This window comes from uncultured Thiodictyon sp. (genome assembly GCA_903837595.1).
GTDB lineage: Bacteria > Pseudomonadota > Gammaproteobacteria > Chromatiales > Chromatiaceae > Thiodictyon.
In genome coordinates this window covers 1-19389 of record CAILVI010000046.1, presented here as the reverse complement: position 1 = coordinate 19389, position 19389 = coordinate 1, and the positions used below count along the sequence as shown (strand labels likewise).

Below are 19389 nucleotides of genomic sequence, written 5' to 3'. Positions count from 1 at the left end.
GACCCGACCCTGTTCGAACAGGCCCTCAAGCAGGCACAGGCGGATCTCACGCAGTTGCAGGCCCAGGCCGTCGATGCCGCCGCCGACGCCCGACGGGCCACCGAGCTGCTCCAGCGTAAGGTCCTCTCGCAGCAGGATTACGACCTCAAGACGACGTTGCAGGAGTCCAAGGCCGCCGCGGTGGCGGCCGCGCAGGTGCAGGTGGAAACCGCGCGCATGAAGCTCGGGTTTACGCGGGTCACGGCACCGGTGAATGGCTATGTGACCAATCTCCAACTCGACCAGGGGACCTTCGCCGCGGTCGGTGAGCCGCTGGTCGCGCTGGTGGATGCCGACTCCTTCTGGATCGCCGCCTACTTCAAGGAGACCGACCTGCCCCACATTCGGGTCGGCGATCCGGCCGCGGTGCGGCTGCTGGGCCAGCCGGACCAGCCCCTGGCCGGACGGGTCGCGAGCATCGCCTTCGGCATCGCCGAACGCAATCAGGCCGCCGGCCCCGGCCGCCTGGCCCAGGTCAATCCCACCGTCGAGTGGATCCGGCTCGCCCAGCGCATCCCGGTGCGCATCCAACTGACCGCGCTGCCCCCCGACCTACAGCTGCGACTCGGCCTGACCGCCAGCGTCAGCGTCAATCCATCACATCCCCTGCCCGCCGCCGCGGCCGGCCACTGATCCGGCGCCTGGCACCCGGACCCACCGATGAGCCTCTGGAACCCCACCGCGGCCATCAACGCCTCCAAGACCACGGTCGGCATCCTGGCTGCCTGGGGCATCGTGCTCTGGTTCCAGTGGCCGAGCCCCTTCCTCGCCCCGATTGCGGTGCTCTACCTGCAAACCCCCTATCTGGGGGCCTCGCTGCGCAAGGGCCTGATGCGCGTGCTCGGCACCCTGGGCGGAGCCGGGGTGACGATGGCGATCTTGTCCCTGTTCATCCAGGAACGCGTCCCGCTCATTGCGGCCAACGCGCTGGTGCTGGGGACGGCGGTCTATATGATCCGCAACAGCCGCTACGCCTATGCCTGGTATATGGCTGCGCTCGTCGTGGCCATCATCGGCGACGCGGCGGCGACTCAACCCGACCAGGCATTCAGCATGGCCGTCTACCGGACCTCCGAGGCCCTGGTGGGGGTCCTGGTAGTGCTGGTGGTCAACGGTCTGCTGTGGCCGCGGACCGCCGGGCCCGTCTATGCCCGGACCTATGCCGATGCCCTTGCCGGTCTCGGCGCCTATCTGCGCCGGCTGGCGCAGGCGGTACCGACGCCCACCGCGGCGCTGCTCGCGCCGCCGACGGCGCAGGTGCAGGGCGCCCCCGAGGCGTTGCGTGAGGTGCTGGCCGCCGCGGCCCTGGACACCGCCTCGTTCCGGCGACTGCGTTCGACCTACGTGGCACAGATCAAGGCCCTGGCCGCCGCCATCGGCTCGCTGATGGCGTTTGGCGAGAATCTGGGCCTGACCGCCGCCGGGGAGTCGGCCTTCCTCACCGCCGGTCAGCGCAACGCGCTGGGCGAGACGCTGGTGCACCTGGCCGACGCGGTGGCCGGCATCGAGCCGGGACGCGATGGCGCCCGGCCGGCCGCCGGCGCAGCCACCCCACACGGGTCGCTGGACGCGGCGCGCGCGCGTCTGCAGGGCCTGCTGGACGGGCCCAGCCGGCAAAAACAGGGCGCGGATCAAAGTGCGATGCTGCACGCCGCGGTGGACCAGCTGAACGCGCTGATCGATGACCTCGTAACGCTGGCCGAGGCGTCGGGCCTGATCGACGCGGACCCCCGCGGCCCCGCCCGGCGGCCGCGGGCGGCGCCGGCGCGTGAGTGGCGCCTGCCCCTGGCCGAGCGGGTCGCCGAGGCACTGCCGGGCGGCCTGCTCATGGCCGGCACCTACCTGGCAGCGACGCTGATCTGGATCGAGTGGCAATGGCCGCCGGTCAGCTCGCTCGGCATCATGATGGCGGTCGTCATCATCGGATTCGAGACCATGCAGAACATCCCGGCGCAACACCCCGGGCGCCGTATGGCCGGCGGTGCGCTCGCCGGGATGCTGGTCACGGCCCCGATTTACACCCTGGTCATGCCGCGACTGACCGGGTTCAGCGAACTGGCCCTGGTGCTGTTCCCGTTCTATTACGCCGTCACCTATTTCATGCACGCGCTGCCCTCACCACGCCAGATTCCATTCCTCGGCATGGGGCTCATGGGCATCATCATGCTCCAGCTCGATCCGGTGCAGACCCTGGACCTGGCGGGCTGGCTGAGCATGGGACTAAGCGCACTGTCCGGCTTCGCCATCGCGCTCGTACTGCTTGGCATCTTTCGCGGCATTACGCCGCAGGAACGGCTGAGGCGCGCCCTGCGGCACCTGCTCGGCGACCTGCATGACGCCACCGTCACCCTCGCCGACCGCGGCCGACCCGACTTCCCCCGCGTCCTGGGCGAGGCCGAGCAGCGGCTGATCCGTGGCATCAAGGAACTGGCCCAGGTGATACCGCGGGCCTATGCGGCACAGGTTCCACACAACGACCCGGAGCGCATCCAGGCACTGCTCACGGCCGCCGAATCCGCCCAGTTGCGCTTCCGTGCCCTGCAGCACGCGCGCTCGCGCTGGAGCGGCGGCCGCAATCGGGGGGCGCTGCGCACCGACCTGGGCGAGACCTATTCCCGCGCATTCCAGGCGGTACTGCGCGAACTCACGGCCTTACTCGATGACCCCAGCCATCGGCCAACGCTCACGGTACTGGACGACGCCCGCCGCCATATCCAGGACCAATTGCAGCGCTTTGAAGGACACGCCCGCGCCGCCGGTGCGGACGCCGCGACCGCCGTCTATACCTTGGGCATCGCCGGCCACTATGTCGGCGTCGCCCACGCCCTGCGGGGATTGGCCCAGGCCATGGCGGCGATCGACTGGGCGGCGTGGCGGGTAGCGCGGTTCTGAAATACACGCGCCAAACGCGCCGGATCAGCCGCCCGGCGTCCCGTGGTACGCTCATACTCATGGTTCTGCGCCGCCCCTGGAGTGAATCCATGCGCTTCTTCAACACCGAAGGCCCGGTCCGTGCCGACGACCACTATTGCCTGCCGCCGCTCGCGCGCTGGGACCTTGACCTGATCCTGGAACTGATCGATCAGAAGAAGTATTTCCTGCTCCACGCCCCGCGCCAAACCGGCAAGACCACCTGTATGCTCGCGCTCATGGAGCATCTGAACCGGGAGGGACGTTACCGGGCGCTCTATGTCAATATCGAGGCCGCCCAGGCCGCGCGGGAGCGGGTCGAGGCCGGCATGGCCGCGGTGGTCCAGGTGATCGCCAACAGCGCCACCTGGCGCCTGGGGGATACGCAAGTCGACGCGCTGGCCCGCGAGGTGCTCCAGGGTACTGCGCCCCTGGCGAGTCTGGAGGTCTTCCTCACGCGCTGGTGCGCCCAGTCGCCGCGCCCGATCGTTCTACTGTTGGACGAGGTGGACGCGCTGGTGGGCGACACCCTGATCTCGCTGCTGCGGCAGTTGCGTGCCGGTTATGAACAGCGCCCGGGGCATTTTCCTCAGACCGTGATCCTGTGCGGCGTGCGCGATCTGCGTGATTATCGGATTCATGCCAGTTCCGAGGCGGCACCCATCACCGGTGGCAGCGCATTCAACATCAAGGCCGAATCGCTGCGGCTGGGAGACTTCACGGCGACCGAGGTAACGGCCCTGCTCCAGGAGCACACCGCCGAGACGGGGCAGGTCTTCACGCCCGAGGCGTTGGCGCTGGCCTGGGAGCTCACCCTGGGCCAACCATGGCTGATCAATGCACTGGCCTATCATGTCTGCTTCCGCCTGGCCGCGGGGCGCGACCGTTCCCGGCCGATCACGGCGGCCCTGATCGACCAGGCCAAGGAATATCTGATCCTCAATCGGGTGACCCATCTGGATCAGTTGGCCGACAAACTGCGGGAGCCGCGGGTGCGGCGCGTGATCGAGCCGATGTTGGCCGGTACCCTGATGGATCGGGTGCCGGAAGAGGACCGCCAGTATCTGGTGGACCTGGGCCTGCTACGCCGCGATGGTGCGGGCGGGTTGGTGGTCGCCAATCCGATCTACCGCGAGGTGCTGCCGCGCGCCTTGGCCAGCGGCCCCCAGGACACCCTACCCCAGATCGCCCCGACCTGGCTGAACACCGACGGCACCCTCAACCCCAAGCACCTGCTCGACGCCTTTCTGAGCTTCTGGCGTCAGCACGGCCAACCGCTCATGGGCAGCGCCCCCTATCACGAGATCGCCGCACACCTGGTCCTGATGGCATTCCTGCACCGCGTCATCAATGGCGGCGGGACACTGGAGCGTGAATACGCCATCGGCTCGGGGCGGATGGATTTGTGTTTGCGCTATGGGGCTGTCACTCTGGGCATGGAACTGAAGGTCTGGCGCGACGGCGCGGCCGACCCGCTGGCCGCGGGGCTCACGCAATTGGATGACTATCTGGCCGGGCTGGGCCTCAGCAGTGGCTGGCTGGTGATCTTCGACCGCCGTATTGGTCAACCGCCAATGGCGGAGCGTACATCTTCCACTGAGGCATTGAGTCCCCAGGGGCGGCGGATCATTGTGGTGCGGGCCTGATTCCGGATCATCGCAAAATGCCAATAGAAGGCCTTGATCATCGTCCCGGCCAACGGCCAGGTTCTGGAGTCCAAGGCTTCAGCCTTGCCATCCCGCCCCAAGGAACCCAGACCGCGGCGCCCAGTCCCACAAACAGATACAACAGCCAATTGGGAACATCCATGAGCAGACGCGCCAGCAGTTGGATCGCATCCCCCTTATAGGCAATCTTCCCGGCGCGGGCCGAGAACTTGATGAAGCGGAAGGTGCCGAGCTTGTCCAACACCCGCAACCCGCCCTGGCCAAAGGTCGCCGCCTGTTTGATCGTTGCGGCCCCCAGATCCCCGGCGCGCTGCGCGACCTTCAGCGCCTGGTCGCCGCCGATCCGGTAGAGGGTCGCGCTATGGTTGCCGAAGGTCTCGGTGAATGTCGCCATGCGCCGCAGCGACGCGGCATCGGTGGTGTGACTCAACAGCTCGAAACCGCCGCGCGTCTTCGCCAATGTATAGACATTGCCGAACAGGTCGGACACCGCATCCAGCTTACCGGACCGCTTGACCGCCGCGGCGCCATCGAGCACCGCCTTGCCGAGCCACGACGGAAACTTACCGAGCTTTTTCGCGGCCTTCAGCATGATCACCCCGCCCTTCACCGCGGTCGCCGCCCCCACCGCCGGTGCCGCCGCCCCGCCGCTCCCGACGGTGGCCATTGCACTCACCACCTGCGCCGTGGTGGCGGCGACACCAATGCCGGCGAGCGCGGCGACCACCTCGTCCACCTCCGCGCCCTGGCCCCAGTTGATCGCCTGCTTGGTCAGGTCACGCAGATCGCCGATGACGAACAAGTCGCTCGCGACCCCAACGGCCTGACCGATGGTCTCGTCGCTCGTCCCATCGAAGAGCCCTTCCTTCAACTTTCCGGCCTGATAGGCGGCACGGCCACGCTCCTGTTCGATCTGCGCGTGCAGGGCCTGCGCGGCGGGGTCCTGGTTGACGTAGTCGTACTCCATGAAGAAATCGAGATAGCGTGCTGCCTCGGCATAGTGCCCGGCGGCAACCATCTCCCGGGTTTCCGGTATCGGGTCGATACGGCTCAGCGCGAGGACGGCCAGTTGGCCCTGTTGCCAGAGTATGCCGGCGGAGACCACGGCCAGCAAGAGCAAGGCCAACTTCAAGGGGAGCTTAAGCATCATGTTTGCCTCGCAAGAATGGCCTAATGCATCGTTCTTCTCAGCGCCAAGCGGTCATTCCGGCCGGGATGCCGGAATCCAGGCCAGGGATGGCACCCTCGCTGCCCCGCGAACGTTCAGAATGCAGGGGCGGCTGGAACAATGCTCAAGGCCTGCAATACGTTGCGCGGCCTTGATCACAACTCCGCCCAAGACCGCTCACGCAATATGGGTTTCTGCGCGCAAGGCCATGTTCTACAAGGGCTCAGTTGGCTCAGGGCTGCACCAGGTGGGCGGAATTATGATCAAGGCCCGTTGCGCGGCCTTGATCATCGTTCCGGCCAGTGGCAGATTCGCACCAGGAGTCTCGCAGTTGGGGTTCGCAGCAAGCCAAAACCCGCGCAGAGACGCCGGGTCGAAGAAATCTCTCACGGAGACACGGAGACACAAAGATCCGGAATTCTCTTTCTCCGTGTTTCCGTGTCTCCGTGAGAGAAATTCCTGAACCAGGGATGGGCCGCGGTGGCCGGAACCATGATCGAGGCCCGTTGCGCTATCACAGCCTAGAAGCTACGATACACCCCTCAGGTCAGGGTGAAAAATGTCAACATTTGATGAGCATTGCCGTGAATCCATAGCGCTTTTCGGCAAGCCTTATGATGAAGTGCATCTATGGCTAGACGAATTTCATGCCAGTGCACAATATAAGATGCGGCACCGCCGAGTCAGGCATCACGAGGCAGGAATAAAAGAGGCGATCGGACTGTTTGGTGAAGAAGCAGGCCCAGTCGCAAGACAACACATCATTTCAGACCTCAAGCAAGAGGGGTGGACAGAGCAAGACCCGTTTCCGCGGGATGAAGAGCATTATGTAAGAATAGGATTATTTTAGAACCAGTCGGACAGATGGATACATCGCTTTCTCTTTTTAGATAAGGACGATGTTGGGCCTTGCGGTATCTGTCGGATCGAGCGAGTTCACCCTGGTCCCTTTAGCCTCGAGCGCTTGGATTATCGCAGGGCGCAATAATGCACCTACCAGTAGCAAGAGGACAGACGCCGAAGCCGGCGGCGCCTGTACTGCGTCTCATGGTGGCTTCAAGGATTAAGCAGACGCGCTTCGCCCACATTGGGCGCCATACGCTGCGCTATTGCAACCTACAGATTGGATACTCATCTCTGCAACTCGCCGATCTTCAACTTGTCATACCACTCACGGTACAGTGCGACAAAGCGCCATACGATGGCCTTGACTAGGTCTCTGCGGTATTCATGATATTCTGGCAAAGCCAGATAACGGTGATGTGCCACATTGTCGGCATTCATCGGTACGCTGTTCTTCCACAATGGCCAGTCAGGATTTCTCTTCTTTTCTCGCACGAAGGATGCCGCGCGTTTGTCTGGATCAGCTACCATCCAGTAACGCGTCTCTTCCGCCCATATTTCCGTGAGCTTCAGCGTCGGACTAATGTCACGGTCCGCACGGTTGAGTTCCAATGGCCAGGCACGCAGATTTCCGATAGAACCGCACCAGTCAAGAATCACCGGAGGGATATTTCTTAGCGCATAGCCGGCTTCGCCGCGGAGCAAGTTCTGGGGCAAAAGGTGGTCATAATCCCAGGGCCTATTCTTGTCTTCCATGTATTCAGGTTGCGATGGATCGAAACCCGGATACCATTTCCGCAACCACTCACGCTGCGCATAGAGCAAAACCGGTCGTGAACTATGTAAGGTATCGAGAAAATGGCGTGCGGCCTGGAGTGTAGATTCGGTCAGGTCTGGCGCCCGCCCATCTACTAGAATGTTTCTCGGTCTGAGTCGGTCAGCCCATCTAACTCTATGCTTCCTATCCTTCACCAGGATGTCCGCAAACGAGACGTACCAGTTCCAATTAGTCCAAATAGGGTTATCGGCTCTTGCAATACCGTCCGCGATCCCTTTTTGGCCGGTTACACCTCTCCTGCAGGCCAGTTCGAGTTCTTCGACCGACGGAAGTGGAATCATGCATTGATTCAAGCGGTCATCCAGGCGGCAAGCCATTCTGAAACGGGTATTATTGAAGCGATCGATGAGTTGCTGGCCACGTACGTCCGCCTGCAATTCCGTCCAGATGGCCGCGCAAGCTTTTCCCTTGTCAGGAGCAAACCAGGCTAAAGCGGTCAGAAACCCCAGTGTGCGACGATGGATCGCATCATCGATCGTATCGAGGCCGATGCGCTCGGTTCGCAACCGGTCGATCCAACGCAGCAGTAAGAAGTAGACGTCAGGTGATTTCTGTGCCATCTCCACCGCCAACACCGGCAGTAAAGCGTAAGACTTTGATTTGGCGCTCAGGAACTCCCATGTCGCTGAAAATAGCTCATTGGCATCCTTCTCGATGAAAGTTCTCAGCTCATCGTAGAAATTCGGGTGGGCTGGATTCTGATTACGCACTAGCCGGCGAAACTCATTGACACCAGGGGTCGGCGGCATCGCCAGCTTCTTTTCGTCCACCACCAGCACTTGTTGCCGGGCGAGAACCAGCCTGACGCAGAGCATGGCAATGCGAGACCCCAGAGCGGGCTTATGCTTTAGTCCGTCGATGAATTTTGCCGCGTCTGGCCAAGCGGCCTTAAGCAACGAATAGGTGAGTTCCTCACCCGCGAGAGGCGTGCCAGCGCTGTTGACGCGAACGAAAAGGAGTTCAATGGCGTCTTTCTTGGCCGCATCGACGGCGTCGACGGATACTTCGTCTTCCCCGGTTTGGTCAACCCGTTGAGCAGCGTCCTGCAAGTCGAGCGGCAGTGCCGGCACCAAGTAGTCCGCTTCGGTCGCAAGAAGCCCCTGCAAGCGCTGCAGAATAAAGTCGAGACGGTGATACCGTTTCGAGTCTGGCTTCTCGAAAGCGTCGCGCACTCCTTGACATTGTTTCTCCAGCCCTTGACGAGCGTCATTCTCTACTCGGCCACCCATTTCCTCGTTTCGAAAGACAGGATTGGCAGTAAACATCGGCAAGCCTTGGATGCGTTTCCAAGCCGCGGCGCGTGCAGTTACCAAATCGCCCGAATGCTGGCTCACTACGTCGATGAGCAGCACGAGGGGCACAGGTGCTTCGGCATCCCAGGGCCAGGTTTGCAGAAGCGAGAACTCTTCCGGCCGCGTACCATCTACTCGATTAGCTGCCCTAAAAGCCTGCAACGCCGCGCGAATCTGATGGGCAGACAGGGTTTCATCGGGATTAGTCAGCTTATAACCCCAGGGATGTGCGCGCGTCACCACCCGAAAAATATATTCAGCTTCCCGGTTTTCCGGAGGTGCCGTCAGATCGAGCCACAACACACTCTTGGCTTCCTCAATGTCATGCTTCCAGATATCATAAAACCCCAATGCGATACCGGTGGCGCGTTGCTGGCCATCCAACAGTAAATGAGTCGACACAGGTAGTCCGTCTTGATCGGACTGTAGTTTGAAATCCTGTTTCTTAAGTGCATCGTTGGGCGGTGCAATGACAAAAGAGCCGATCGGGAATCGGCGGAGTATTGAATCCCATAATTCCTCGATCTGTTCGACCTTCCAAACTGCACCGCGCTGGAAAGCAGGAAGCGCCGCAATGATAGGCCCGGGTTTCGCTGGGGCATGAGCAACTTGCCAGGCGGCTATTTGTGCGAGGGTTAGAAGGGCGGCTGCGCCGGATGGGGTGGATGACATCGCAAGCTCCTTGAATAATTAGTTAATGGTTGCCCTGAGCGAACACGACACTCGGATAAATGCGGGAGAAACAAATGGTAAACGTATTAAAGTTCCCGCATCCACTTCCCCCCTTACGAGGTGCTTGATCTACCCGCACATAGCGCCTGCCTTCAGGCTACAAATGAGCAAAATCGAGCAAGCCCTTCAGATATTGATCTATCACGCTCATGCCCTCCAGCGCCCCGCATGCCAGCCCCACATCGAGCCCATCCGACACTCGATATTCGGTCGGGTTAATGCGAATAAGTCTGCCGCCCCAGTCATGAATCACATCCTGACTGAAGTGCCGCACCGTGGCAATAGCAGTCCCTGCCCCCAATTCGAGGACCACCGGGTGCCGCACGGGCTCCAACCACTGTTGCAGCCGCTCCATCTGCTGCAACTGGCGCGCTTCGACCCAGTCGACATCATCAAACATAAGGATGTTGGGCCTGGCCAGACGACCACAATGTGGGCAAGTGGGTAATGCATTGAGCAGCCGACATGCCTGCGAATCCACGACGGGCTGAAAGTCTTGAGCCGTCCAGATTGCATCCCGGCACCGAGCCAGGCACTGTAAGTGGTGGATGGAGCCGTGCACCTCCACAATGCTATTGTCATCGAAACCGGCCTTCTGGAAGTGGCCATCCACGTTACTGGTGAACGCGAACACCCCGTGTCGCATGCCCTGCCCCCAACGCTTGAGGATATCAAAACCGGCGTGGGGTACCGTCTGCCGGTACAGCATCAACCGATGGCCATAGAAGCCCCATGCCAACCGGGGATCACGCTCAAACGTTGTGGGGGATGCCGCTTCGTAAAAATTGAGCCGGGCACGCCCCAACGCGGGATAGGCTGCCCAGAAACCTTCGTTGCCGCGGAAGTCTGGAAGCCCGGAATCCACTCCCATGCCGGCACCTGCGGCCACGATCAGTGCATCCGCCTGGTCGATCAGGTCCGATGCGCGGGCGAGATCATTCTCAAACGGCATATTCATGGTGCGGCTTGGTGGCGATCATTATCCTGAGCAACCGAATATCGTTGGCTAAGCATCTATAGTCGCGCACACACATCCCACGCTCAACTCGTCGGGCGGAGCAGGAAGGCAGGAATGTCCTGATAATCATACAGACTATTGTCCGTCATCGAAAGCTCCCCCAGCTTCCATCGGCAGATTATCTCCTTGCGACGCGCGATCTCATCGAATCCCACCGCAGAAATAAACCGATCAGCCAGGCCGGTGGCCACGATGGTGACCCGTAGTTCGTCCTCCATCGCCACATCCATCCGCACGCCGATGACTACTTGGGCATCGTCATCGGAACAGTCGCGAACCGTGTTACCGACCTCATCGAACTCGGTCATCGTCAAGCTATAACCGGCGATGATGGTAACCAGCATACCCTTGGCCATGGCGAGATCGATATGTTCGAGCAGAGGGCAATGAATCGCCGCCGCCGCGGCCTCATGCGCCCGCTCCGGGCCGACGGCGGAACCAGTGCCCACCATAGCCACCCCCATACCAGACAGCACGGTCGTCACGTCGGCGAAATCGACAGCGATCAGCGTTGGACAGGTAATCAATTCGGCAATGCTACGGGTGGCATTCCATAGGATGTGATTGACCGCATTGAAGGCCCCGCGCAGGGCCAGATCGCTATCATGATCCGCAAACCGCTTATTGTTCGGGATCGTGATCAGCGAATCCACATGCTTGATCAATTCGGCAATGCCATCCTTCGCAATACGCCGCCGCCGGCTTCCCTCGAAGGGGCACGGCATCGTCACCATGGCGACGGTGAGAATGCCCAGTTCTTTGGCAACCTCGGCTACCACTGGGGCGGCCCCGGTACCAGTGCCGCCGCCCATGCCGACGATGATCATGATCATGTCGGCACCGGCCAATGCCGCCGCGACACTCTCCCGATCCTCCAGCGCTGCCTGGTTGCCCACATCCGGATTGCCACAAGCGCCGAGCCCCTTAGTGGTAACTAAACCGAATTGCAAGAGGGTCTTTGCCCGCGCCTCATTGAGTGCCTGCGTATCGGTATCAGCGCAGATGAAATCCACCCCCTCAATCGCAGACTCGACCATATGATTAATGGCGCCCCGACCCCCTCCGCCAATGCCAATCACCTTAACAACGGCAGTTTCGTTGTGAATATCAAGTACCGGCACCAGGGGCCGGACCGCCGCGGTCTGGGCCTTACCGTCGCTGAGGCCCCAGGCGTTGCCCAGGCAGAGGGCGCTACCGGCCCCCAACCCTTGCAGAAAAATCCGGCGCTTCATCACGCTGTCTCCTCTTTGGTGGTCGCCTGGCGCTTGCGCGCCTGCGGCGGGTGAGATCGTGGCGTGATTAGACCAGAGGAATGCGTCACTGTGTGTCGGATCGGACGCGCGAGGGTGAGGTATTCACCATCACTCACCCAGGATGTGCCTGTTTCCCAAGGCTCCCTTGGGAACGCGGCCGATAAAGCTCTGCTTCGCGTCTTGTCCGCCGCGGGAAACTGAGCTTCCCAGACCTGGTTCCCAAGCGGAGCTGTGGGAACCAGAGGAAATCGCTCGACATCACAACCCCCTTCGCGGTCAAACACGCGGCAACAAGAACCCTGCCTGGACGAAATGCTGATCGAACGCGAGGACAGTCGACAGCCCCATTCGACGCATGACGACAAAGGAGACGCAGTCGACCAATCCCCACTGCTTGTCGGTGTGACGCCGATATAGCGAAAATGCGGAGTCAAATAACTCGGGTGTCAGATGCACGACGGTCGAACCTGCGGATTCCCGGAAATCCTGAATGATCTGCGAAGCCGCAGGACGGGCGAAGCGTGACAAGGCATTGCCGATCTCAAGTAACACCGCATCCGTGACAACAACGGGGCAACCGTCATAGCGCTGGGAGAGCAGGAGCGCCTCGGCATGATACTGATCATTCTCGTTGACCAACGCAATGACGTATCCCGTATCGATAAATACGGACTCAGGCATCCTGTTCGCCGATGATCGAGGTATCATGATTGGTGGAAAGGTCGGCCGGCCCGTGGATGCGTATCCGCCGCAGTCGCGCAAAAATGGTCTCGGCCTCGTCGGCGTCCTCGGCCTGGGTATCGACTAAGACGACGCGCAGGACCCTGCCGTCCAATTTTTGTTGGTACTCCCGTGGGATGTCGAGAACACCGTCATGGGCAGTGGTCTGAAACTCAATTGCGTTCATGGGTTCGACTCTGGTTGATTCATGCGGCCTACTCCGCCAGCCCCGAGAATCCGGCGGCTCCTTCGGCGGCGTCGAACTCGCACAACCCAAAACTCAAGATACGCGGCAAGCGCCCCTCGCAGGGTCGCAAATCCGCGGCAGGATCGTCGGAGATTTGCAGCGTAAGTTGCATCGCGTTCCGCTCAGCCGAAAATATTGATCATTGGCGGTTCCTTGAGTCCAGTATTCTCCCCCGCCCGGACGCGCGTCAGGTGGTCGTGACCGCCAGACCGAGCGCGCTGGCGGCCCCCAAGCCTTGCAGAAAAATCCTGCACTCCATCACGCTATCTCCTCTTTGGTGGTCGCCTGGCGCTTGCGCGCCGGCGGCGTGTGAGCTCGTGGCGTGATTAGACCAGAGGGATGCGTCATTGTTTGTCGGATCGGACGTGCGAGGGCGAGGTATTCACGATCAGCCGCTCGCGATGTGCTTTTTTCCCAAGGCTCCCTTGAGGCCACGGCCGACGAAGCGCTACTTCGCCTGATGTCCGCCGCGGGAAGCAGAGCTTCCCGGGCGGGGTTCCCAAGCGGGAGCTTGGGAACCAGGATGAAGGCACTCAGCCCCCCACCAGCACCGTCAGGACGACGCTCCACTCGCCACTTTGCTCGTCCTTGTCCCACCAGCACAGGCGGTACTCGCGCACTTCCGGGGTGCCGGACACGGCGACCGGGCGCTTGTCATAGATGGTGCCACGGGTGAAATGCCCGAGCAGCAACCAGGGGCCGGCGTTGATCCGGCATTCGACGGCAACCCCGCCATGACCATGCTTGGGGTAGTCGATCCGTACATGGTTGTCCTTGGGGCCTTGCTCCAGGATGGCGGTCGGCTCCGGCGCCGGATAGTCGACGGCCGTGGCGGTCGCCACGATACCCATTTCACGACCGATCCCCTCGCCATACGCAGGGTGCAACTTCATCCGTTGCACCTGGTTGAAGATGCGGGCGAACAACCCGGGGATGATGATACCGGGCGGGGGCGGAAACGGCCGGGGGCTGGGAACCGCAACCGGGTCGTTACCGGTGCCGGTGGCGATGAGTGCCTTGAAGGCGGTGCTGTCGAGGGTGTTCTGGTGGATGGTGGGATACCAGTCCATCACCGCCCAGATATAGTTGGCGATGCCCAGCAGGGTGCTGGTGATCTCCTCGGCACTGAGACCGAGGAGCTGGCCATAGATCGCCAGTTTGGCCGCGTAGACCTTGAGCCATTCCACGCGTTCGGATTCGGATAAGGGAAAATAGCTTGACGAAGGCATGTTCACTCTCCGTTATGCGTTACAGACGACACGGTACAACCTCAGTGCCCCGAAGGCCTTATAACGCGGAGGAATCGGCCTGTCAAGACCGGCGCATGACCGGCTCGCGATTGTTTTTCCTCGCTTGTTCGCCGGTGTCGGGGTAGTTCTTACAAGTCATGGGTAACATGCTCGTCGTTGAGGAAGACTTTATCGGAGGTCATGGAAAGATTCTTGGCGTTGACGGAGACTTTATCGCAGGTCATGGAACGGTTCTCGTGGCTGACGAAGACTTTGTTGCCGTTCGTGGGAAAATTCTCGTGGCCGATGACAAAGTTCTTGCAGGAAATAATCGGTGCCGCCGAAAACCAGCCCGCCGCCGGCGGATGACCGGGCATGATCGGCTATAAAATCAATAGATTGGAGCATGATGCAAGGGACGCTTCAGGTACCGCAAGGATGATTTTCTTGGGCTCCCATGAAAGATTATGGAGGCTAACGGAGCGTCGCTGCGGGGTGGGGTCGGCTTGGTGACGCTGCGGGCGCGGATTCCACGGTCCGGGCAAGAGACCAAGCGCCTGCACAAGGCGGCCGTACGACATCTATGCCGCTTGCGCGCCGGCGGCGGGTGAGATCGTGGCGTGATTAGACTAGCGGGGTGCGTCACTGTTTGCCGGATCGGACGTGCGAGGGCGAGGCATTCACCACCAGCCGTACCAGGCGCTCACTCATATCGCGGCAGCCGTTCCGCCTTCCGCCTGACCGAGTTCCCGCGCGAGACTGTCATCATCAAGGATAAAGACATCGATTCCTTTGCGGGCCAGCGCGTGGATGAAATCGCGTCTGTTCATCCCGGCCAACTCGGCCGCCCGCTCCTGTGACATCAGACCACGCCCGTACCAGTGGATGGCCGCCGCCAGTTTCATCTCGCGGCCGAATTCGGTCGGCGAACGGCGCAGGGCAGACAATGCGGAATCGGGAATTGCAAGAGTCAATGCAGTCATCTGTGTTCTCGACGTGGTTCTCCACGGGCGAATGCTACCATAGTCGCCGTACGCCAAAGCGATCGAACAGGGCCTCGTTGCTGACCCAGGCACGCAGTTCCTCCTCCGGCAACGGCTCGAAGAAGCGTTGGTCGACCCGGGCCTTACCGCTCAGAGCGCCGAAGCGCCGGCCGCTGGGGCGGGGCGCGATGGGGGTGAGGCGTACGACGGGTGTACCGGCCTTGGCGATCACCACCTCCTCGCCGCGGCATGCCTGGTCGATGATTTTGGAAAGCCGGGTCTTGGCCTCGTGGATATTGACCTGGATCATAGGGGCGACTGGGTGCTTAGCTAACGGAGATTGGTCCAGTGTAGCAGTCAGACGGTGCCGCGTAACGATCACGCGGCCTTGATCATTAGCGCGCCACTGGGAGCGCCGCACCCCAGTGCGGCGCGATCTCGCAATGACCTTCGGCGTCGCGTGCTGCTGATGGGCCGGGCCGCACTGGAGTGCGGCGCCCCGAGTCGGTCGGCCTGACGGCCGACCGGACCGGCTGAAGCCTTGACCTCCGGGGTCTTGACCATCCTCCGAGGCGCACAGCGCCTGACACAGGCGTGCCACCGCCGCAGCGGTGGCACGAGAAAGGGGGAGAGGCTATGCCGCCTCCCGCCCATCCGCCTGTTTCAATCGGCACTCGGCCGCCAGCCGCCTTAGAAATTGCTCGGGCGTCAGGGCCTCCCCGAGCAGGCTGCGCTGGCGACAGACGTTGGCGAAGTCACCCGCGGTCAATCCCTGGAGCGTCTCCAGATGGCGCGCCAACTCCGGCGCGACCGGCTCGTTACTATCGCCCAGTGCCTCCCGCGCGAATAGCGCAAGCCGTTGCGCCGGTGTCAGTGCCCGGAAATTGAGCTTGAAATCGAATCGCCGCAAGGCCGCCGCATCGATACCGGCCATCAGGTTGGTTGCGGCAATGAAGATGCCGGGATAGCGCTCCATCTGCTGCAATAGCTCATTGACCTGGGTGCGCTCCCAACTGTGCCGAGCGGCCCGCCGGTCACTCAAGAAGCTGTCGACCTCATCGAGCAGCAGGACCGAATGCGCCGGGTCGCATTCGCGGAACAACCGCGCCAGGTTCTGCTCGGTCTGCCCGACATAGGGCGAGATGAGGTCGGACGCCTGGCGCGCCACCAGTTCGCGATCCAGCGCCTCGGCCAGGACCTCGGCAAAGGCGGTCTTGCCGGTGCCGGGCGGGCCGTAGAAGCACAGGCTGCCGCGTCCCTGCGCGGCGAGGGCGCGGGCGATGGCATTCGGGGCGATCCCGCCGGCGAGGTTGAGAAAGGCCACGTCGAAGCGGGTCGCCGGGGTCCGCCGGCGGGGCGTCGGTGCCCCATAGAGTAGGGTGCGGACCGCCGCCACCCCGGCGCGAACCGTCTGCTCGGCCGGGGCCTGCGGGTGCAGGTCCAGCAGGCGCCGGGCGGCACCCAACTGGGCCGGCGCCAGGACCGCATCGGCGGCCAACTCATCCAGCAGGGCTGGCGGCAGGTCGCGGTCGCCCAGATGGCTCTCGACGATGGCGCGGCGCACCGAGCGGGGCGGGGTGACGAAGGCGACCGGCAGCAGGAAGCGGCGCAGGAAGGCGGGGTCCATGCCGGCCGCATCGTTGGTGATCCAGATCGCCGGGACCGGATTCTCCTCCAGGATGCGGTTCATCCAGCCCTTCTGGCGGCCGGTCGCGCGGCGCACACCCATGAAGGCGAACGGATCATCACCGGGATCGAAGACGTCCTCGACCTCGTCGAAGATCAGCACCGCGTCGCGCCGGCGGCCGAGCAGGCGCTGGGCCAGCAGATAGGCCGAGAGACGGCCGGTGCGCCGCAGCCCGTCGCCATCCTCATCGGCGCTGCGCACCTGGTAGGCGCGCAGCCCGCAGGCCGCCGCCAGCGCCCGCGCCAGTTCGGTCTTGCCGGTCCCGGGCGGCCCATAGAAGAGCGCGTTGACACCGACCGCCGCGGTGGCCGCACCGTGGCGCAAGACCCCTTGCAGCCGAGCAGCGGCATCCGCCAACTGCGGAAAGGCGTCCAGGCGCCAGGCCCCGGCCGGGGCCGGTTCGATCAGGAGCGCCAGCAGGGCCTGCGCATCCCGCGGGGCGGCCTCCAGCACCTCACGCAGCAGGCCGGTGGGGTTCAGGAAGTCCTCCAGGTCACTGAGACCGTCCTCGCAATCCACCAGGCCGAGCACCCGCAGCGGGGCGCGCCTGGCCAGGGCGGTCTGCGTGGTCGCGAGATCCAGGCCCAGCAGGGTCGCCAGTCGCCCCAGATTGATCCGGGCGGCAATGCGGCCACTGGTGCGCCCGTTGGCGCGCAGCAGCAGGCGCAGCGGGTCGGCCAGTTCACGCTGCTCCAGGAAATCGAGCATGCGCAGCGCGCTCTGGTCGAGCCCCAGGGCCTCGCCGAGCAGCGCAATGGTGGCCGAGGTCGGCGCGGCGGCGTCGGCCTGCGCCAGCCGCCTCAGCACCCGGGGCGGGACCGTCTTGAAGAAGGTCCGCAGACGCTCGCGCAGGTCTGCGGCACCCAGCGGGAGAGCGGACTCGTCCGCGTCATCGTCCTTGCCCCCAGTGCGTTCATGCTCTTCCCAATCGCTTGCGCTGGGCGCGAGCCAGGCGTAGTCCACGTCGGCGAAGGGCGACAGGAAGGCCGCGGCGGCGGCGGGATTGAACAAGGGCACCGAGAGTTCCCACAGGGCGCCCAGGACGTCGCTATCCTTCAAGTCCTGACGCAGACGCGCATCGCCCCGCACCAGTTGCAGGGCATAGCGGGCGGCCCGGCGCGCGGCGGCGGGTACGGCACTGAAGTCGGTGCGCCAGAGGGTACGATGGTCGTTCATGCTCAATTCTCCTGCGCCCACGGCATGAAGCGGCGGCGATCGAAGCAAAAGCTCAAGAGGTCGCCGCGGGCGGGACCGGTCTCCCAGAGCATGCCGACGACCAGATCGCGGGGCTCTCGGAAGTAGGTCGATCCGGCGTCGGTCTGCCCATCGAACACCGGCGCCTCCAGCAGCTCCAGCACCACCACCGGCTGGCCATAGCGCGGGAGGCGGTGGTTCTTCATCCCGGGCTTCCAACTGACCAGGTCGCCGGGGACAAGGCGATGCGGTTCGGTAAACGACCGGTAACGCTCCCGCAGGGCCGCGCCGAGGTCGCCGCTGAGCCCATCCAGCGGCTCGTCCGCGAGCAGGTCCAGCGGGTCCTCTTCGCTCAGACCGATCAGGTCAAGCAGTTGGCGCGACGACAGGTCTTGGTTCTTCGGGGCCATGGCGGGTTCCTCTTACGTGGCGGTTGGTGAGACGTATTGAAGCATTGCCATGCGTCAAACTCTGTCGCACACTAGCGCCATGTTGGCTACCCATGAAATCCGCATCGCGCGCCTCAGGCGTCTGGAGGCCCTGTTGCCCCGCGGGCGGGCGCCCGACGCTTGCCCGGACGGCGCGCGTCTGCTCGCGAGCCTGCGCGGGGTCTATACCGGCCCCACGCCGGAGTCTAGCCTGCGTAAGCTGCAACGCGATCTGGAGGCCCTGGTCAAGGCGGGGCGCATCGAGGCGGTCAACCCAGGCGGCAAGCCGTTGCGCTACCGACTGGTCGCCCAGGAGCAGGACGAAGACCGAGCGATCTGGGAGTACAACCTCCTGTTGATGCGCGCGCTGGTGGCCGAGGCCCTGCCCCAGCACCGGCTCGATCGGCTATGGCAGCGGTTACTGACCAACGCAGAAGGTCCCAGGCTCAACGAGGAGCGTCTGCGGATCGTCCCCGACACCCTGCGCCTGCAACCCGTGGCGCTCTATGCCGGGGTCCTGGAGGCCGTGATCCAGGCCCTGGCGCAGCCCTGTGCACTGCAGGTAGGCTATCGCAACGCCGAGGGTGACCAGAGCGCCGCCTGCCTGCACCCACAGGCGCTGGTGCAACGCGGCCCCATCCCCTATCTGTTTGCACTCAAGAATGACGAGGAAGAGCCGGTTCGGCTCTATGCACTGCACCGGATGACCGGGGCCACAGCGCTGCCACAGACGCCCGCGCGGGCGGCAGCGGGCTTCGATCTGGATCAGGCCATCGCCAACGGCCAGGTGGACTTCGGCCAGGGGGAGCAGATCGACCTGGAATTGCGGGTGCGCGGCTATATGGCGACAGTGCTGACCGACTGCCCGCTGGCCGCGGGTCAACACTTGGAGAACGAACTGCCCGGGTCCGATTTCGATATCCGGGTATCGGCGCAGGTCCCGGATACGGGGCAGTTGCTGCGCTGGCTGTTGGGGGCCGGGAACAATGTCGAGGTGGTCGCCCCGCCGGATTTGCGCCGGGTGGTGGCGGTGCAGGCGGCGAAGATGGCGGCGCTCTATGCCGATGCGGAGGATCAATAGGGGGAAAGGCGCCGGGGCCTTGGTCATCGTTCCGGCCACTGGAGGTCGAGGCTTTAGCCG

17 protein-coding genes are annotated in these 19389 nt (G+C 63.2%); 5 read left to right on the top strand and 12 right to left on the bottom strand.

Going from position 1 to position 19389, the window contains the following annotated elements; genetic code table 11:
• The 3 genes from QZY44_RS02710 to QZY44_RS02700 form a co-directional block, all read left to right on the top strand.
• A partial coding sequence (locus QZY44_RS02710; protein ID WP_295441891.1) for an efflux RND transporter periplasmic adaptor subunit occupies positions 1-672 on the top strand: 672 nt, incomplete at its 5' end.
• A 27-nt stretch (positions 673-699) separates the two neighbouring features.
• On the top strand, positions 700-2931 hold the full coding sequence (locus tag QZY44_RS02705; RefSeq protein ID WP_295441888.1) for an FUSC family protein: 2232 nt from the start codon (positions 700-702) through the stop codon (positions 2929-2931).
• A gap of 89 nt (positions 2932-3020) precedes the next feature.
• On the top strand, positions 3021-4595 hold the full coding sequence (locus QZY44_RS02700; protein WP_295441885.1) for an AAA-like domain-containing protein: 1575 nt from the start codon (positions 3021-3023) through the stop codon (positions 4593-4595).
• A gap of 37 nt (positions 4596-4632) precedes the next feature.
• On the opposite strand, the gene QZY44_RS02695 is transcribed toward QZY44_RS02700, so the two are convergent.
• Entirely contained in the window at positions 4633-5766 is a 1134-nt protein-coding gene (locus tag QZY44_RS02695) for a hypothetical protein (protein WP_295441882.1), read from the bottom strand.
• Positions 5767-6343: 577 nt separating this feature from the next.
• Between QZY44_RS02695 and QZY44_RS02690 the strand changes: the two genes are divergently transcribed.
• The gene (locus tag QZY44_RS02690; protein ID WP_295441880.1) at positions 6344-6634 is read left to right on the top strand and encodes a hypothetical protein; all 291 of its coding nucleotides are present in this window, start codon (positions 6344-6346) and stop codon (positions 6632-6634) included.
• A gap of 281 nt (positions 6635-6915) precedes the next feature.
• Here QZY44_RS02690 and QZY44_RS02685 read toward each other — a convergent pair whose 3' ends face one another.
• From QZY44_RS02685 to QZY44_RS02635, 11 genes are all read right to left on the bottom strand, one after another.
• Positions 6916-9429 carry a DUF262 domain-containing protein gene (locus QZY44_RS02685; protein ID WP_295441877.1) on the bottom strand — a complete coding sequence of 838 codons (2514 nt, stop codon included), beginning with the start codon at positions 9427-9429 and terminating at the stop codon, positions 6916-6918.
• 157 nt (positions 9430-9586) lie between these two features.
• Positions 9587-10447 carry a Sir2 family NAD-dependent protein deacetylase gene (locus tag QZY44_RS02680; protein WP_295441873.1) on the bottom strand — a complete coding sequence of 287 codons (861 nt, stop codon included), beginning with the start codon at positions 10445-10447 and terminating at the stop codon, positions 9587-9589.
• Between the two features lie 83 nt (positions 10448-10530).
• Positions 10531-11631 carry a cell division protein FtsZ gene (gene ftsZ / locus QZY44_RS02675; RefSeq protein ID WP_295441894.1) on the bottom strand — a complete coding sequence of 367 codons (1101 nt, stop codon included), beginning with the start codon at positions 11629-11631 and terminating at the stop codon, positions 10531-10533.
• A gap of 405 nt (positions 11632-12036) precedes the next feature.
• Positions 12037-12441, bottom strand: a complete 405-nt coding sequence (locus QZY44_RS02670; protein WP_295441870.1) for a PIN domain-containing protein — start codon at positions 12439-12441, stop codon at positions 12037-12039.
• Positions 12434-12667, bottom strand: a complete 234-nt coding sequence (locus QZY44_RS02665; RefSeq protein ID WP_295441867.1) for a hypothetical protein — start codon at positions 12665-12667, stop codon at positions 12434-12436. Before QZY44_RS02665 ends, QZY44_RS02670 begins: the two co-directional genes overlap by 8 nt.
• Positions 12668-13260: 593 nt before the next feature.
• Positions 13261-13956 (bottom strand): hypothetical protein, encoded by a 696-nt coding sequence (locus tag QZY44_RS02660; protein ID WP_295441864.1) that lies wholly within the window; start codon positions 13954-13956, stop codon positions 13261-13263.
• Positions 13957-14105: 149 nt separating this feature from the next.
• Positions 14106-14333, bottom strand: coding sequence for a hypothetical protein (locus tag QZY44_RS02655; protein WP_295441861.1), 228 nt, complete (start codon positions 14331-14333; stop codon positions 14106-14108).
• Positions 14334-14663: 330 nt separating this feature from the next.
• Positions 14664-14939: a UPF0175 family protein gene (locus QZY44_RS02650; RefSeq protein WP_295441858.1), complete on the bottom strand. Its 276-nt coding sequence runs from the start codon at positions 14937-14939 to the stop codon at positions 14664-14666.
• A gap of 34 nt (positions 14940-14973) precedes the next feature.
• The gene (locus QZY44_RS02645; protein WP_295441855.1) at positions 14974-15249 is read right to left on the bottom strand and encodes a type II toxin-antitoxin system Phd/YefM family antitoxin; all 276 of its coding nucleotides are present in this window, start codon (positions 15247-15249) and stop codon (positions 14974-14976) included.
• A 324-nt stretch (positions 15250-15573) separates the two neighbouring features.
• Positions 15574-17802: an AAA family ATPase gene (locus tag QZY44_RS02640; RefSeq protein ID WP_295441852.1), complete on the bottom strand. Its 2229-nt coding sequence runs from the start codon at positions 17800-17802 to the stop codon at positions 15574-15576.
• Positions 17803-17804: 2 nt separating this feature from the next.
• Positions 17805-18230 (bottom strand): hypothetical protein, encoded by a 426-nt coding sequence (locus tag QZY44_RS02635; protein ID WP_295441849.1) that lies wholly within the window; start codon positions 18228-18230, stop codon positions 17805-17807.
• Between the two features lie 49 nt (positions 18231-18279).
• Here QZY44_RS02635 and QZY44_RS02630 point away from each other — a divergent pair, with 49 nt between their 5' ends.
• Entirely contained in the window at positions 18280-19329 is a 1050-nt protein-coding gene (locus QZY44_RS02630) for a WYL domain-containing protein (protein WP_295441846.1), read from the top strand.
• The last annotated feature ends 60 nt before the right edge of the window (positions 19330-19389 follow it).